The 13661-nt window shown below is 68.0% G+C and carries 13 protein-coding genes; 5 read left to right on the forward strand and 8 right to left on the reverse strand.

Going from position 1 to position 13661, the window contains the following annotated elements:
- Positions 1 to 4 precede the first annotated feature (4 nt).
- Both WKC72_RS31975 and WKC72_RS31980 read right to left on the reverse strand, forming a co-directional pair.
- On the reverse strand, positions 5 to 1495 hold the full coding sequence (locus tag WKC72_RS31975; protein ID WP_370180789.1) for a cytosine permease: 1491 nt from the start codon (positions 1493 to 1495) through the stop codon (positions 5 to 7).
- Positions 1495 to 1656, reverse strand: a complete 162-nt coding sequence (locus WKC72_RS31980; RefSeq protein WP_268791148.1) for a hypothetical protein — start codon at positions 1654 to 1656, stop codon at positions 1495 to 1497. Before WKC72_RS31980 ends, WKC72_RS31975 begins: the two co-directional genes overlap by 1 nt.
- Before the next feature lie 129 nt (positions 1657 to 1785).
- On the opposite strand from WKC72_RS31980, the gene WKC72_RS31985 reads away from it, so the two are divergent.
- Positions 1786 to 3186 carry a flavin monoamine oxidase family protein gene (locus WKC72_RS31985; protein WP_370184598.1) on the forward strand — a complete coding sequence of 467 codons (1401 nt, stop codon included), beginning with the start codon at positions 1786 to 1788 and terminating at the stop codon, positions 3184 to 3186.
- A gap of 75 nt (positions 3187 to 3261) precedes the next feature.
- On the opposite strand, the gene WKC72_RS31990 is transcribed toward WKC72_RS31985, so the two are convergent.
- Complete coding sequence (locus tag WKC72_RS31990; RefSeq protein WP_370180790.1) at positions 3262 to 3747, reverse strand: hypothetical protein; 486 nt, start codon at positions 3745 to 3747, stop codon at positions 3262 to 3264.
- Between the two features lie 144 nt (positions 3748 to 3891).
- On the opposite strand from WKC72_RS31990, the gene WKC72_RS31995 reads away from it, so the two are divergent.
- The gene (locus WKC72_RS31995; protein ID WP_370180791.1) at positions 3892 to 4767 is read left to right on the forward strand and encodes a cyclase family protein; all 876 of its coding nucleotides are present in this window, start codon (positions 3892 to 3894) and stop codon (positions 4765 to 4767) included.
- 8 nt (positions 4768 to 4775) lie between these two features.
- Here the strand turns inward: WKC72_RS31995 and WKC72_RS32000 are convergent, their stop codons facing one another.
- The 5 genes from WKC72_RS32000 to egtA all read right to left on the reverse strand — a co-directional run bounded on the left by WKC72_RS32000 (position 4776) and on the right by egtA (position 10280).
- On the reverse strand, positions 4776 to 5969 hold the full coding sequence (locus tag WKC72_RS32000) for a sorbosone dehydrogenase family protein (RefSeq protein WP_370180792.1): 1194 nt from the start codon (positions 5967 to 5969) through the stop codon (positions 4776 to 4778).
- A 73-nt stretch (positions 5970 to 6042) separates the two neighbouring features.
- Positions 6043 to 7017: an L-histidine N(alpha)-methyltransferase gene (gene egtD / locus WKC72_RS32005; protein WP_370180793.1), complete on the reverse strand. Its 975-nt coding sequence runs from the start codon at positions 7015 to 7017 to the stop codon at positions 6043 to 6045.
- Positions 7014 to 7760: an ergothioneine biosynthesis protein EgtC gene (gene egtC / locus WKC72_RS32010; protein ID WP_370180794.1), complete on the reverse strand. Its 747-nt coding sequence runs from the start codon at positions 7758 to 7760 to the stop codon at positions 7014 to 7016. The genes egtD and egtC overlap by 4 nt, the downstream gene beginning before the upstream one ends.
- Before the next feature lies 1 nt (position 7761).
- Positions 7762 to 9066 carry an ergothioneine biosynthesis protein EgtB gene (gene egtB, locus WKC72_RS32015; RefSeq protein WP_370180795.1) on the reverse strand — a complete coding sequence of 435 codons (1305 nt, stop codon included), beginning with the start codon at positions 9064 to 9066 and terminating at the stop codon, positions 7762 to 7764.
- Positions 9066 to 10280: an ergothioneine biosynthesis glutamate--cysteine ligase EgtA gene (gene egtA / locus WKC72_RS32020; RefSeq protein ID WP_370180796.1), complete on the reverse strand. Its 1215-nt coding sequence runs from the start codon at positions 10278 to 10280 to the stop codon at positions 9066 to 9068. Before egtA ends, egtB begins: the two co-directional genes overlap by 1 nt.
- 146 nt (positions 10281 to 10426) lie before the next feature.
- On the opposite strand from egtA, the gene WKC72_RS32025 reads away from it, so the two are divergent.
- The 3 genes from WKC72_RS32025 to WKC72_RS32035 all read left to right on the forward strand — a co-directional run bounded on the left by WKC72_RS32025 (position 10427) and on the right by WKC72_RS32035 (position 13656).
- On the forward strand, positions 10427 to 11602 hold the full coding sequence (locus WKC72_RS32025) for an aminotransferase class V-fold PLP-dependent enzyme (protein WP_370180797.1): 1176 nt from the start codon (positions 10427 to 10429) through the stop codon (positions 11600 to 11602).
- 41 nt (positions 11603 to 11643) lie between these two features.
- Complete coding sequence (locus WKC72_RS32030) at positions 11644 to 12087, forward strand: PPOX class F420-dependent oxidoreductase (RefSeq protein WP_052033789.1); 444 nt, start codon at positions 11644 to 11646, stop codon at positions 12085 to 12087.
- Positions 12088 to 12183: 96 nt separating this feature from the next.
- Positions 12184 to 13656, forward strand: coding sequence for an FAD-dependent oxidoreductase (locus WKC72_RS32035; protein WP_370180798.1), 1473 nt, complete (start codon positions 12184 to 12186; stop codon positions 13654 to 13656).
- Positions 13657 to 13661 lie beyond the last annotated feature (5 nt).

Genomic DNA, 13661 nt, shown 5'->3' on the forward strand with positions numbered 1-13661 from the left:
TCTTTCACCTATCGACACCGGCTGCGACCCGCGGCAGGCGGTCGTAGCCGCCGAGTCCGAGCGGCTGCACGAACATCTTGGTCAACACGGCATGGAGCGTGCCGGCGACGAGGAACGCCGGAATCGAGGCGGTGGTGTACGGAAAGAGCGAGGATGGAATGTAGGTGACCGGATTGAGCAGCAGAGCGTACGTCGCCGCGCCGGCCGCCACGGAGGCGAACGCGAAGGCGTTGACACCGCCCCAGTACCCGTAGCAAGAGCGGGCACTGGGCAGGTACAGGTCGCGGATCCGCAGAACACCTCTACGCAGCAGGAAGAAGTCGACTATCTGCACGGCGCACAGCGGTGCCACGAGGATCGCACCCCAGGACAGGAATCGACCGTAGTTGTCGTAGACGGCCGAGGGGAAGAAGACGAGGATCGCCGCGGGTCCGAGGATGAATGCCACCAGCACCGGCCAGGGCGTTCCGCGGAGTAGCTTCCCGCCGCCGCCTTTGAGCGCCACCATGGAGGCGTATCCCTGGGAGAGGATGGCGGTGACGTTGGCAAAACCGATGACGATCAGGGCCAGGACGCCCAGCACGACTCCCGCGAGCGGGATCATCCACTCGGTGGGATCCTCGAGGTTCAGCGCCAGCGCTGCGAACACACCGACGACGGCCGCGGCCACGGACGCGGCGAAGAGTCCGAGCCAGTTCGGCCAGAACGCCGCACGCGGATCACGGGTGAGCCGGGCGAGGTTTCCGATATTCGGCCACCACGCGAACCCGCCGGCGATGTTCAGTTCGATCGCGACCATGAAACTGGTGTGCGGATCGCTCTCCGGGTCGAGCGGTGGCAGACTGGCCAATTCGGACCAGGATCGCTTGGTGAACACCATGACGAGAATTCCGACGATGATGAGGACGAGGACGGGTGCGATCACCCGGCACACCGACTCGACCGAGACCGGCCCCCGGGCGAGGACGAGCCAGGACAGGGCCACCGCCACCAGCCCCAGCAGGCTCACTGCCGCACCGGTCTGGGAGATCTCGACCCCGAAGACGTTGTCGATGACGTTGACCAGGCCGTGCCCGAACATGATGGCCAGAACTGCCGACCACGCCGCCGCGAAGAGCGTGGACATCACGACCATCACGATTCGGGCGCCGTTGCTGCCGAACACGCTTCGCAGTCCGACGAACTGCTCGATGCCGTACTTCGCCGACGGCAGGCACGGCGCGAGCGAGACGAGGAAGACGCTGATCGCGTAGCCGATGACGATGCTCGCGATCGCCTGTACCGCGCCGACGTAGTACGCGACGGCCGCGCCCTGCAGAAACGCCCAGGTGGCCACGGCCAGGCCGATGTTGACGGCCGAGTAGTCCCAGAAACCCCAGATCCGCTCCGCCGGCATCAGTGGCAGTTCGTTCAGCGTGGCGTCCGTGCCGTCGTCGCCGGTTCCGCCCGCACTTCCCATTGCCGTGGCGCTGTCCTGCCGCTGCCCGTCCGGCATCAGTACCCCCACCACAGCATGACGGAGATCGTGGCGACGATCCCGGCGATCGCCGCCGCGACGTCCCGCCACGGAAGGTCGGGCAGGATCATCCCGCCTCCGCCGGGGGATTCCAGGAGGAGCAATCGCCTCTCGAGTTCCTGTTCGAATGAGTCGTCCACGCGATCCCCATTTCTGATTGGCGGGCCAGTTATCAATAGTCTGTGGCACGCGTCACATCGTGTCAACCCTCGAATCCTCGCGCAGGAAACCAGAATTGAGTATTGACTGGCGAGCCAATCAAGAACAGGATGCTGGGCATGACGAACACGAAGGATCACCCGACTGCCCTACCGCCCCGCGTTCGGACCGTTGTGGTCGGCGCGGGGTACGCAGGCCTGTCCGCCGCACTCTCGCTGCACGACGACGGCATCGACACCGTGATTCTCGAGGGATCCGAACGAGTCGGCGGAAGGGTGTGCTCCGAACGGAGAAGCCACGGTGTCGTCGTCGACCACGGCGGACAATGGGTCGGCCCCACCCAGAAGCATCTGCTCGCCCTCGCCGAGCGCTTCGACTGCCCCACCTTCCCGACGTACAACACAGGCGAGCACATCGAACTCTGGCCCGACGGTGTGCAGCGGCGCTACACCGGCGCCGGTCCCGACGACGGCCCCGGCATGCCCGAATACCTGGCTGCCGCCGATCGCATCGACGAACTCGCGAGGACCATCGACCTCGACGACCCCACGGCCACCCCGGACATCGAGAAGCGGGACAGCGAAACCGTCCACTCCTACTTCGAGCGGACCGTCGCGAACGAAGACGCCCGTCGGCGACTCGCGCTCGCCGTCGAGGGGGTGTGGTCGATCGAGCCGCGCGATCTGTCGCTGTTCCATCTGCTGTTCTACGTCGCATCCGCCGGCGGATTCGACCAGCTGATGGAAACCGAGGGCTGCGCGCAGGAGCGCCGATTCCGGGACGGCGCACAGTCCACCGCGCTGGCCGTCGCACATCATCTCGGCGACCGGGTCCATCTGAATACGGCTGTGCGCCACATCGAGCGCACCACCGACGGTGTTCGGATCGAGACCAGCCGGGGAACGATTCTCGCCGACACCGTCGTCATGGCGCTGCCGCCGTCGGCCACCCAGCGGGTCACGTTCGCTCCCCCGCTGCCGGTCTCGCGCACACGATGGGTCGAACGCAGCCCGATGGGCGACGTGGCGAAGGTGCACGCCGTCTTCGACACCCCGTTCTGGCGCGCCGACGGACTGTCCGGCCAGGCGACCATCTACGGCGCCCGCGCCGTCGGAGTCGTGTTCGACAACTCCCCCGAAGATGCCGGACACGGTGTGCTCGTGTGCTTCGTCTACGGTGACCGCCAGCGGTCCTGGTCGGCGCTCTCCGACGACGACCGCCGAGCAGCGATCATCGACACTCTCGTCGAACTCTTCGGCGACCGCGCCGCGTCACCGGTCGACTACACCGAGAAGATCTGGCCGCAGGACCGGTGGGCCCGAGGAGGGTACGCGGCGAGCCCCACCCCCGGAACGTGGTTCGCGCACGGACACGACGGCTGGCGTGCTCCCGCGGACCACATCCACTGGGCGGGCTCGGAGACCGCGAGCATCTGGAACGGCTACATCGACGGAGCGATCTCCTCCGGAGCACGCGCGGCCGAGGAGATCCGGAAGCAACTGTCCCGCTGAACCAACGGGACGCTCGTTCGATCTGACGCAACGAGCGTCCCGTTCGTCGGGGAAGGAGTGGCCGGGGAGAACTGCTCAGGGGACGAAGAAGTACCCCAGGCCCGGAACGATCGTGGCCGAGGATTCGCCGAGGACGGTCGCCGTCACGTGCCCCGATCCCGTGGGCACGTCGACCACCGGATCCTTCCCTGGCACTCCGAAACTGCCCGACGGAACGGTCATCGTTCCGGCCGCTCCCGTGCTGAGATTGAGCCACCGCACCACGGTGGCGGAGGTGTACGTCGTGCAATTCGCTCCCGGGGTGAACGCCGGGCACATGCTGGTGGCGGACAGCCGCGCGACGCCCGGTCCCGGACTCGCGCCGGTGGATGCGGCGAGTGAGACAGTGGCGAAGGGGAACGGGTCGCCGATGACCCCGGTGAACGGGACCTGGAATGCCGTCGTGGTCACCGACACCGGATCCGGTACGGCGGCAGCGACGCCGGCCGACGCGGAGGTGAGCGCCACCGCTGCGGCGCAGGTGCCGACGATCGTGCCGAGACGTCTGTTCCTCGTTGCCATGGTCAACCCTTCGTCACGTCGTGGAATCGTGTTCCGGCCCTTCGACTGTATCGATCGACTACGTCGCGCGTGCGCACTCCGGGATACCGGTTCGGCGAACCCTATGATGTAGCGAACCGCGACCGACCAGCGAAGGAGCCGCGTATGTGCTCGCCCCGCATCATGACTCACGTCTACGGAACCATCGAGAAGCGCGGTGCCCCGATGAGTCGACGGTCGCTGTTCGGAGCCGTGGGCGCGGCGGCATTGGCGGCGGCGGCCGCGCCGGCGACGGCATCGGCTGCCCCGACAGCGGGGGCGTCGATCGTCGATCTCACCCACGTGCTCACCCCCGGCTTTCCCGTGTGGCCCGGCGCTCAGCAGTTCGCGATGCGGCCGGTGGTGCGGATCGGTGACGCTCCGACCCCGCTCGGCTCCGTCGGAATCGGCGATCCCAGCGTGTTCTACAAAAATGAACTTCGCTACGACGAGCACACCGGCACTCACGTCGACGCGCCGGCACATGCGAGCGTCAACGGCCTCACCGTCGACCAGATTCCGCCCCACGACCTGGTGGTGCCCCTCGTCGTCGTGGACATCTCGGTGCGGGCGCGAGCCGACAACGACACGCTCCTCACCCGGCAGGACCTCCTCGATTGGGAGTCCGATCACGGCCCGCTCCCCGACCGCTGCATGGTCGCGATGAATTCCGAATGGGACAGCCGCGCCGCACGGCCCGCGACGTTCACCAATCAAGACGTCACGGGTGTGCAGCACACACCCGGATTCGACCCGGACGCCGTCGAGTTCCTCGTCCGGGAACGCGACATCGTCGCATTGGGATCGGACACCCTCAGTGTCGACGCGGGGCGTAGCACCACGTACGGAGCGCACCTCGCGGCGCTCGGTGCCGGAAAGTACGCGGTGGAGGCCCTCGCCAACCTGTCGCAGGTGCCACCGTCCGGCGCAACCGTCATGGTCGGCGCCCCCACCCACGCAGGAGGATCCGGCGGCCCCTGCCGGACCCTCTCGTGGTTCTGACGTGTGGGTCAGGCTTGCGGGGTGACGCGGAGAACCTGGTCGGCGGAACCGTTGTCCGTGGTGACGAGCAACGAACCGTCGGCGGTCGGGGTGACCGACCGGAGGCGGCCGTACTGATTCTGCAGGCCGAACGTCTGCGCCGTTGCCGACTGCCCGTCCGCGGCCAGACGGAGGAAGACCAATTGCTTCGTCTTGAGGCCGCCCATGACGAGTGCGCCGTCCCACGGCCCCCATCCGGAGCCGGTCACGAAGGCGGCGCTTCCGGTCGCCAGGGTGGTGCTGCCCGAACTCCACGCCGCAGCAAGGGCTCCGGGCACGCGCGAGGGATCCGTCATCGGCACGGATTCGTCGTAGATGCCGGGGATCCGATCGGGCTTGTACCCGTAGTTGCCTCCCGCGACCAGGAGGTTCACCTCGTCGTCCCGTGTCGTTCCCTGATCCACTGCGTAGATGCGACCCGTTCCGGGCTGTTGCGCGAGGCCCTGCGCGTTCCGGTGACCCAGTGTGTAAACGGGACTCGCCGGGTCCGGATTTCCGGCGGCGGGCGTGCCGTCGGTGTTGATGTGGAGAGTCTTGCCGCCCAGCGAGTTCGGATCCTGTGACACGGTCGGCTGCGCGGTGTCGCCGGTGCCGACGAACAGGGTGCCGTCGGCGGCCGTCAGTATCCGGCAACCGCCGTGACGTCCCTCGTTGACGGGGATACCGGTCAGGATTGCGGCACCGCGGGTCAGCGTCGTCCAGCCGGCATCGACGGTCCACGACTGGATCCGGATGTCGGTGATACCGCCGCCCTGGAATCCCTGGCACGTGTACACGGTGCGTGTCTGCGCAAAGTTGCTCGCGAGTGCGATACCCATCAATCCGGTTTCGGACTGCGCGTACAGGTCCGAGAGATCGGCGGTGACCGGCCCGGTGCTTCCATCCGCACGCCGGACGAAGAACCCGCCCGACCGCTGGCCGGTGAGGACCGCGCCGTCCGGAGCCTGCACTGCATCCCACGGATGGTCGAGCCCGTCGAGGACCGGAGTGACCGTCAGCGCCGGAAGTGTGTCCTCCGTGGGTATTCCCGGGCCGTCGCTACCCGAGCCGAGGCTTCCCGTGTCGAACGGGAGGGGCAGCGGCTGAGCGGAGACCGGTGCGGCAGGGAGGCCGATCGCGGCGGTGGTGGCGAGAGCGAGGACAGCGAGCTTCGAATGACGCACAAGTTCTCCTCGGGTCGATTGCGCACTGAACGGTCACTATAGGCGCGATCGTGCCCGAAGTTGATCTTGTCGGTCAGTTCCGCGCGGCGCACACCAGCGCGAAGCGGTCGTCGGGATCGGTCCAGGTGCGGTCGACGTCGAATCCCGCCTCCGCCAACTCCCGCCGGATGCCGTCGAGGGTGAACTTGGCCGAGATCTCCGTTCGTAGCTGCTCACCCGCGGTGAACTCGACGTCCAGATCCAGCTCGGCCACGCGGACCGACATCGCACGCTCGGCCTCGAGCCGCATCTCGATCCACTCGTTGTCGGCGTCCCACAGCGCTACGTGCCGGAACTCGTCCACCGGGAAGTCGGCGTCGAGCTGACTGTTGAGCACCTGCAGTACGTTGCGGTTGAACTGGGCTGTCACCCCGGCGGCGTCGTCGTACGCGGGAACGAGGACGGCGGGGTCGATCACCAGTCCGACACCGAGGAGGAGGTGCTCACCCGCTTCGAGGACGTCGGCGATTCCGGAGAGGAACTCCGCCCGCTCGGCGGGCACCATGTTTCCTAGGGTGCCACCGAGGAACGCGATCGTGCGGCGACCACCGCGTGGAAGATGGTGCAGCGACTCGGTGAAGTCGCTGACGACGCCGTGCACGGTCAGATTCGGGAACTCCGCACCGATCTGCCCCGCGGCGCCCTCGAGCGCGGACACCGACACGTCCTGCGGTACGTACGTATGGAGGTTTCCGCGGCGGGTGCCTGCGTCCAGCAGGAGCCGTGTCTTCTCCGACGACCCGGATCCGAGTTCCACGAGAATCTCCGGCGCCGCGACCTCGGCGATCTCTCCCGAATATCGTCTGAGCAGTTCCCGTTCCGTACGCGTCGGGAAGTATTCGGGCAACGCGGTGATCTGCTCGAACAGCTCGCTCCCGCGGGCGTCGTAGAAGTATTTGGGAGGCAGCCATTTCGGGTTCGAGGTGAGCCCGACGGTGGCGTCCTTGCGCAGACCTGCCTTGAGCTGCTCGGGCTGCAGGTACACCTCGAGTGTCGGTGTGGTGGTCATCGTGCTCCCATCTCGAGCGGGGTGACGATCAGGTGTCCGGGGCGTGCGCTGACGAAGTGACGGTCCGGAATCGATTGCCATGCGGGGTTGTCGTCGTAGGGTTCGGACATCACGATGGCCCGCTCGTCGTCGACGAGCGCCGACAGCGAGTGATGCCAGGTGGTGGCCCACAGTTCGCTGCCGTTGCCCAGCAGCAGATTCACTCGCGAGTTCGGGGCCGCAGCGACCACGGCCTGTACAAGTGAACACATCGCCTTCTCGGGGTCCTGCTCACCGAGCGCCCGGCGCAGGAGCAGCCACAGCGCGGCCGAATCGGTCGGTGCCTCGAGTTGCAGCAGATCGCGCACGGGGAGTTCCGCGCCGAGCCCCGCGAGCGACTCGGGCCACCCACGCACCACCCCGTTGTGACTGAAGGCCCAGGTCTCGTCGGAGAACGGCGCACAGGCCGTGTGCTGCACGGGCATGCCGACCGTCGCCGACCGCGTGGCGGCGACCACGGCGCGGGAGCGGATGTTCGGCAACATCTCTCGCACGGCGGGGTCGGACCACAGCGGCTGAGCACTGCGGTAGCGGGAGAATCCGTCCGTTCCCCACCAGCCCACACCGAATCCGTCGGCGTTGATGGTTCCGCCGCCCCTCATGTCGCGTGGCGCGTAGGACTGGCACAGTAGCGAGTTCTCGCCGCGCCCCAGGAGGTCGCCCACCGACTGTTCCGGCCCCAGATAGCCCAGGTGTCGGCACATCTCAGCGGTCGTCCCCCGGAAGGTTCCGGGCACAGCGGAATCCGGAGAAGATCTGTCTGCGGATCGGGTGGTCCCAGTTGCGGAACGTCCCACGGCAGGCCACCGGATCGGTACCGAACGAACCGCCGCGCAGCACGCGGTAGTCGCCGCCGTAGAACACCTCCGAGTACTCGCGGTACGGGAACGCCGAGAAACCGGGATAGGGCTCGAAGGACGACGACGTCCACTCCCACACGTCACCGATCAGCTGATGGACGCCGAGCGGGGACGCCCCCGACGGGTATGCCCCGACCACCGCGGGACCGAGGTGGCGCTGCCCGAGGTTGGCCAACGAGGAGTCGGGTTCGCCATCACCCCAGGGGAATCGGCGCGAGCGGCCGGTGAACGGGTCCCACCGCGCGGCCTTCTCCCATTCGGCCTCGGTCGGAAGCCTCTTGCCGTCCCAGCGTGCGAACGCCTCGGCCTCGAAGAAGCTCACGTGCACGACCGGTTCCTGGAGATGGATCGGCTCGGTCACCCCGAACCTCCGGCGCCACCAGGTTCCGCAGCCGTCGTAATCCCAGAACTGGGGTGCATCCCACCCCGCTTCGAGGCGGTGCGCCCATCCCCGCTCACTCCACAACTCGGGCCGCACGTAACCACCGTCGTCCATGAACTCGAGGTAGCGGCCGTTGGTGACGGGGACGGCGTCGATCACGAACGCCGGAACGTGCGCGGGGTGCGCGGATCTCTCGTTGTCGAGTGCCCACGGATCGTCCGACGTTCCCATCGTGAATTCGCCGGAGGGAATGACCACTTCGTCCTCGTCGATCGCCCCGCCGACACGCGGCGCGCTCTCCGCGGCCAGCACTGCGGCACCGGAGCGCAGTTGATGGGTGGCGAGCATCGTTTCGGCATGCTGCTGCTCGTGCTGCGCGATCATGCCGAACGCGAATCCGTTCTCCTCGAGCGGCCGGCCACGGAACGTGCTGCCGTCGAGCACGTCCCACGCCTTGGCTCGGACAGTACGCACGTATTCCCTGGCCTCGTCCGGGGTCAGCAGCGGCAGGGACGGCCGGGAGTTCCTCGAATGTTTGAATGCGTCGTACAACTCGTCGATGTCGCGGCGGACCGGTTCCCGGCCCCCGACGTCCCGCACGAGCCACAACTCTTCCTGATTGCCGATGTGCGCGAGATCCCACACGAGCGGGCTCATCAACGGGGAATGCTGTGCGACGAGGTCCTCCCCGTCCACACAGTCCGTCAACCCGGCGGTGCGCTCCCGCGCCCGTGTCAACACCGTCTCGATCTTTTCGCGGGTACCCATCAGCGATCCTCGCTCGGGGCCTGGCCCCGGCAACATCGTTCGGCGGCGGCGTCGAGCAGTCTGACGAATTCGGGATCGGGTGAGTACGCCGCCGCCAGGGACAGGAGAGCTGTTGCCGCAGCGCGCAGTTCGAGGTCGGCCAGACCGAACTCGGCCGCGTCCCGCCAGCGTTCGGCGGTGGGTAGCGCCGCGTCGAGTGCCTCGGCCATGGCACCCGGACCCGACAGCAGCGCGTCGATCGCCGCGATGGGTACCCGCCACTGGTCGCCCGGTTGTGCGTCGAGGTAGCGCACCTCGAGATGACCGGCCGCACGAACGGGCGGAAACAGGGTGGTGAGGTGATAGTCGAGGTCGGCGGGCGTCGGGCGGCCGATCACGTCGTCCAGTGCGCCCTCGACCCAGTCCGCGAAAGTTGCACCGTCGGGCGCCGTCCAGTCCGTGCCGTCGTTGCGGATACACAGCAACGGCACGTCCAGCACCCACCCCGCATAGTCCGCGATGTGTGGGGTTCCGGTGGTGCGCGGCGAATCGAGTTCGAGCCACGTTCGCATCCGCTGCGACGCCCACTGGCCGTCGGGTACCCCGTAGAGCCGCGGCGAACACGCGAAGGCCGAGATCAATGCCGGCCCGATCGCGTGCAGCAGGTGCCACCGCTTCTCGACGGCAACCGGATCGGCCCCGGCGTCCACGCTGATCTGCGTTGCGGCGGTGTTGCACATCATCAGCTTCCCGAAGGGCCCGATGCCGGTGAAGCGGGATTCCATGGCGCAGTACCGCGGCGATTGGAGGAGACGTTGCGCGGGCCGTCGGGTGTCCGCGGCCTCGGACGACATGAGGATCGATCGGGACGACAACAGTTCCGCGAGAACCGCCTGATCGGCGGCGAGATAGTCGCACAATTCGCGTGCGGAGTAATAGGGGGCGCTGGACAGTTCGATCTGTCCGCCGGGTTCGACCGTGACGGCGCTGCCACCGGGAAGGGGCTGAGCAGGAGAGGAAGGATCGATGGTTCTGGGGGTGTGCGGCCCGAGAGCTTCGGCGAGAGCGGCGAGGTCGGGTCGCACGTAATCCGGCAGTTGCGCGGTCAGCCACTCCAATTCCGCGCCGATCAGCTGCGGTGGCCCCAGTTTGAAGCACACACCACCCAAGTACGCCTCTGCCGCCGGCCGCGACGTGAAACACGTTGCCTCGACGGACTGAACTGCAGTAGCCATTCGACCCTCCCCTTCGGGCGCCGCCTGAACGTCGTTATCGACATTAGAGCGCCTCGGCCGTCGATGCACGCCCCAACGGCATACTTTTCGAGGAACCTGCACGGGTACGTTCGAGTCCATTCACTGCAAATAGGGAGGTATCGGACATGCTCGACCTCGAGCAGGCGCGACGGGACACCCCGGGCTGCCTCGACAAGGTGTTCCTCGACAGCGCGGGCTCCTCGCTTCCGCCGACCCCGGTCCTGGATGCCGTGTTCGCGCACCTGCGCCGGGAGGCCGACGTGGGCGGCTACGTCGCGGCCGCCGAACGGGCCGACGATCTTGCGGCCGTGAAGTCGTCCCTTGGCCGGCTGATCGGGGCGAGCGCCGACAGCATCGCCCTGGTGGACAGTGCCACCACCGCCTGGAACGACTTCTTCCATGCCGTCCCGCTCCGGGCCGGCGATCGCGTGCTGATCTCGGAGGTCGAGTACGCCAGCAACGCCATCGCCGTCCTGCAGCGGGCGCGGTCCGTGGGCGCGACGGTCGACGTGATCCCCAGCGACGCCGCAGGCCAGATCGATGTCGCCGCCCTGGAGGCGCTTCTCGACGATCGGGTTCGTCTGGTGTCCCTCGTGCACGTGCCGACCAACGGCGGCCTGGTCAACCCCGTCCGCGAGGTGTCGGAGCTGGCACATTCGCACGGCGCGCTGGTGCTGCTCGACGCGTGCCAGTCCGTCGGTCAGATCGCCCTCGACGTGGGCCAACTGGGCGTCGACGCACTCTCCGCCACGGGCCGCAAATGGCTCCGCGCGCCGCGGGGCACCGGCTTCCTGTACGTCCGGCCGGAACTGGCCTCGACCCTCGAGCCTGCCGCCCTCGACCTGCACAGCGCGGAGTGGACCGCGGCCGATGCGTACCGGCTCGCGACCGATGCGAGCCGGTTCGAATTCTGGGAGTGCGACGTCGCCGCACGCCTCGGTCTCGGGGTGGCGGCCGACTATCTCCTCGACCTCGGTGTGGACGACGTCGAGGCGGCCGTTGCGGCCGGGGCGGAGCACCTCCGGTCGGGGCTCGCGGCGATCCCCGGTGTCACCGTGCGCGATCTCGGCGCCCGCCGCTGCGGAATCGTCTCGTTCACCGTCGACGGGTTCGATCCGGGCGACGTCCGGAAGCAGCTGGCCGCCCGCAACGTCACCGTCACGGCCAGCCTGCGCGGATCGACACTGCTGGACATGAGCGCCCGCGGACTGGACGCCGTGGTGCGGGCATCGCCGCACTATTTCTGCTCCCCGGACGACCTCGACCGGTTCCTCGCGGAGGTGCGGACACTCGCGAACTAGGCGCAGTAGGCTGGAACTCACCCGAGAACCAGGACTTCGCGATGACGGACCAGGGATCACCGGCGCTGCCACGCTTCGCCGCGGAGAAGGTCGTGCAATTGCAGACGCGCAAACGCGACGGCTCGTGGGTGGACACTCCCGTCAATTTCGCCGTGAAGGGCGATCGGGCGTACTTCCGCACCCCGGGCCGGGCGTCCAAGAACAAGCGGCTGCGCAATTTCCCGGACGTCCGGATCCGCCCGTGCACGTGGTCCGGCAAGCCGACGGGTCCGCAGGCGCAGGCCACGGCGCGACTGCTGTCCGGTGAGGAGGCGCGGGCCGCGGGCGCCCTGATCGACGAGAAGTACCCGGTGGTGCAGCGGATCGGGGTGCATCTCGCGCACCGGCTGGCACGCACGTCGACGCTGCACTACGAGCTGTCCGGCGTGACGGACCTCCCCGGACAGCCGGGCCCTCGCCGACCTCCGGACGCGACGTCCCACTGACCGGGAGATCCACCGAATCGGGTTTTGTAACAGGTTACAGTTTGAGGGTAACCCACGTCACACCTCGCCTGTGACCGCCCGAGAGGACTTCCACCCATGGTCGACGCCACACCGATCCGCCCCCGGTCCGCAGCAACGGTCGCCGAGTGGGACTACGAGGCCGACGTCGTGGTCGCCGGTTACGGCATCGCCGGTGTGTCCGCCTCCATCGAGGCCGCGCGCGCCGGCGCCGACGTCCTGGTCCTCGAACGCACCAGCGGTTGGGGCGGCGCCGCCGCTCTCGCCGGCGGCTTCATCTACCTCGGCGGTGGGACGCCGCTGCAGAAGGCGTGCGGGTTCGACGACTCCCCCGAGAACATGAAGACGTTCATGATGGCTGCGCTGGGCCCGGGTGCCGACGAGGAGAAGATCACCGACTACTGCGACGGCAGCGTCGAGCACTACAACTGGCTCGTCGACTGCGGTGTCCCGTTCAAGGAAAGCTTCTGGGGCGAACCCGGCTGGGAACCCCCGTTCGACGACGGACTCATGTACTCCGGCGGCGAGAACGCGGCGCCTTTCAACGAGATCGCGACCCCCGCACCGCGCGGCCACGTTCCGCAGATGGACGGCAAGCGGACCGGCGAGAAGGGCGGCGGCTACATGCTGATGAAGCCGCTCGTCGAGACCGCCGAAAAGCTCGGGGTCCGAGCCGAATACGACATGCGCGTCCAGACTCTCGTCACGGACGACACCGGTCGCGTCGTCGGGATCGTCGCCAAGCAGTACGGCAAGGAAGTGGCAGTCCGGGCGCGCCGCGGCGTCGTCCTCGCCACCGGCAGCTTCGCCTACAACGACAAGATGATCGAGGCCCACGCGCCGCGGCTCATCGGCCGCCCCGGTGCCGCCATCGAGGAGCACGACGGACGGTCGATCCTCATGGCGCAGGCCCTCGGCGCCGATCTCGCCCACATGGACGCCACCGAGGTCGCGTTCGTCTGCGACCCCCAGTTGATCGTCCGCGGCATCCTCGTCAACGGCCGGGGTCAGCGCTACGTCCCGGAAGACACCTACTCCGGGCGGATCGGCCAGATGACCCTGTTCCACCAGGACAACCAGGCGTTCCTCATCATCGACGAGGCGTCGTACGAGGAGGGCGCGGCCGCCACCACGGCCACGCCGTTCCTGCGCGTCCAGCCGAAGTGGGCGGCGGAGACCGTCGAGGAACTCGAATCCGACATGGGCCTGCCCGCCGGCGCACTGCAGTCGACCGTCGAGGTGTACAACAAGCACGCCGCCGCAGGATCGGACCCGTTGCTGCACAAGAAGTCCGAGTGGGTGAAGCCGATCGGCACCCCCGTCGCGGCACTCGACCTGCGCGGGTTCACCCTCGGCTTCACTCTCGGCGGACTGCGGACGACCGTGAACTCCGAGGTACTGCACGTCTCCGGCGAACCGATCCCCGGCCTCTTCGCGGCGGGGCGGTGCACGTCCGGCGTGTGCGCGGGCGGTTACGCCAGCGGCACCTCCCTCGGCGACGGCAGCTTCTACGGCCGCCGCGCCGGCATCAGTGCGGCGGGGCAGGCCTGACCGGG

It is taken from the genome of Rhodococcus wratislaviensis (assembly GCF_041228765.1).
In the GTDB taxonomy this organism is placed as follows: Bacteria; Actinomycetota; Actinomycetes; order Mycobacteriales; family Mycobacteriaceae; genus Rhodococcus_F; species Rhodococcus_F wratislaviensis.

What these genes read in the sequence shown, in the direction of transcription:
- WKC72_RS31975 (WP_370180789.1), bottom strand. Translation starts at nt 1,495, where the DNA reads ATGCCGGACGGGCAGCGGCAGGACAGCGCCACGGCAATGGGAAGTGCG.
- WKC72_RS31985 (WP_370184598.1), top strand. Translation starts at nt 1,786, where the DNA reads ATGCTGGGCATGACGAACACGAAGGATCACCCGACTGCCCTACCGCCC.
- WKC72_RS31990 (WP_370180790.1), bottom strand. Translation starts at nt 3,747, where the DNA reads ATGGCAACGAGGAACAGACGTCTCGGCACGATCGTCGGCACCTGCGCC.
- WKC72_RS31995 (WP_370180791.1), top strand. Translation starts at nt 3,892, where the DNA reads ATGTGCTCGCCCCGCATCATGACTCACGTCTACGGAACCATCGAGAAG.
- egtD (WP_370180793.1), bottom strand. Translation starts at nt 7,017, where the DNA reads ATGACCACCACACCGACACTCGAGGTGTACCTGCAGCCCGAGCAGCTC.
- egtC (WP_370180794.1), bottom strand. Translation starts at nt 7,760, where the DNA reads ATGTGCCGACACCTGGGCTATCTGGGGCCGGAACAGTCGGTGGGCGAC.
- egtB (WP_370180795.1), bottom strand. Translation starts at nt 9,066, where the DNA reads ATGGGTACCCGCGAAAAGATCGAGACGGTGTTGACACGGGCGCGGGAG.
- egtA (WP_370180796.1), bottom strand. Translation starts at nt 10,280, where the DNA reads ATGGCTACTGCAGTTCAGTCCGTCGAGGCAACGTGTTTCACGTCGCGG.
- WKC72_RS32025 (WP_370180797.1), top strand. Translation starts at nt 10,427, where the DNA reads ATGCTCGACCTCGAGCAGGCGCGACGGGACACCCCGGGCTGCCTCGAC.
- WKC72_RS32030 (WP_052033789.1), top strand. Translation starts at nt 11,644, where the DNA reads ATGACGGACCAGGGATCACCGGCGCTGCCACGCTTCGCCGCGGAGAAG.
- WKC72_RS32035 (WP_370180798.1), top strand. Translation starts at nt 12,184, where the DNA reads ATGGTCGACGCCACACCGATCCGCCCCCGGTCCGCAGCAACGGTCGCC.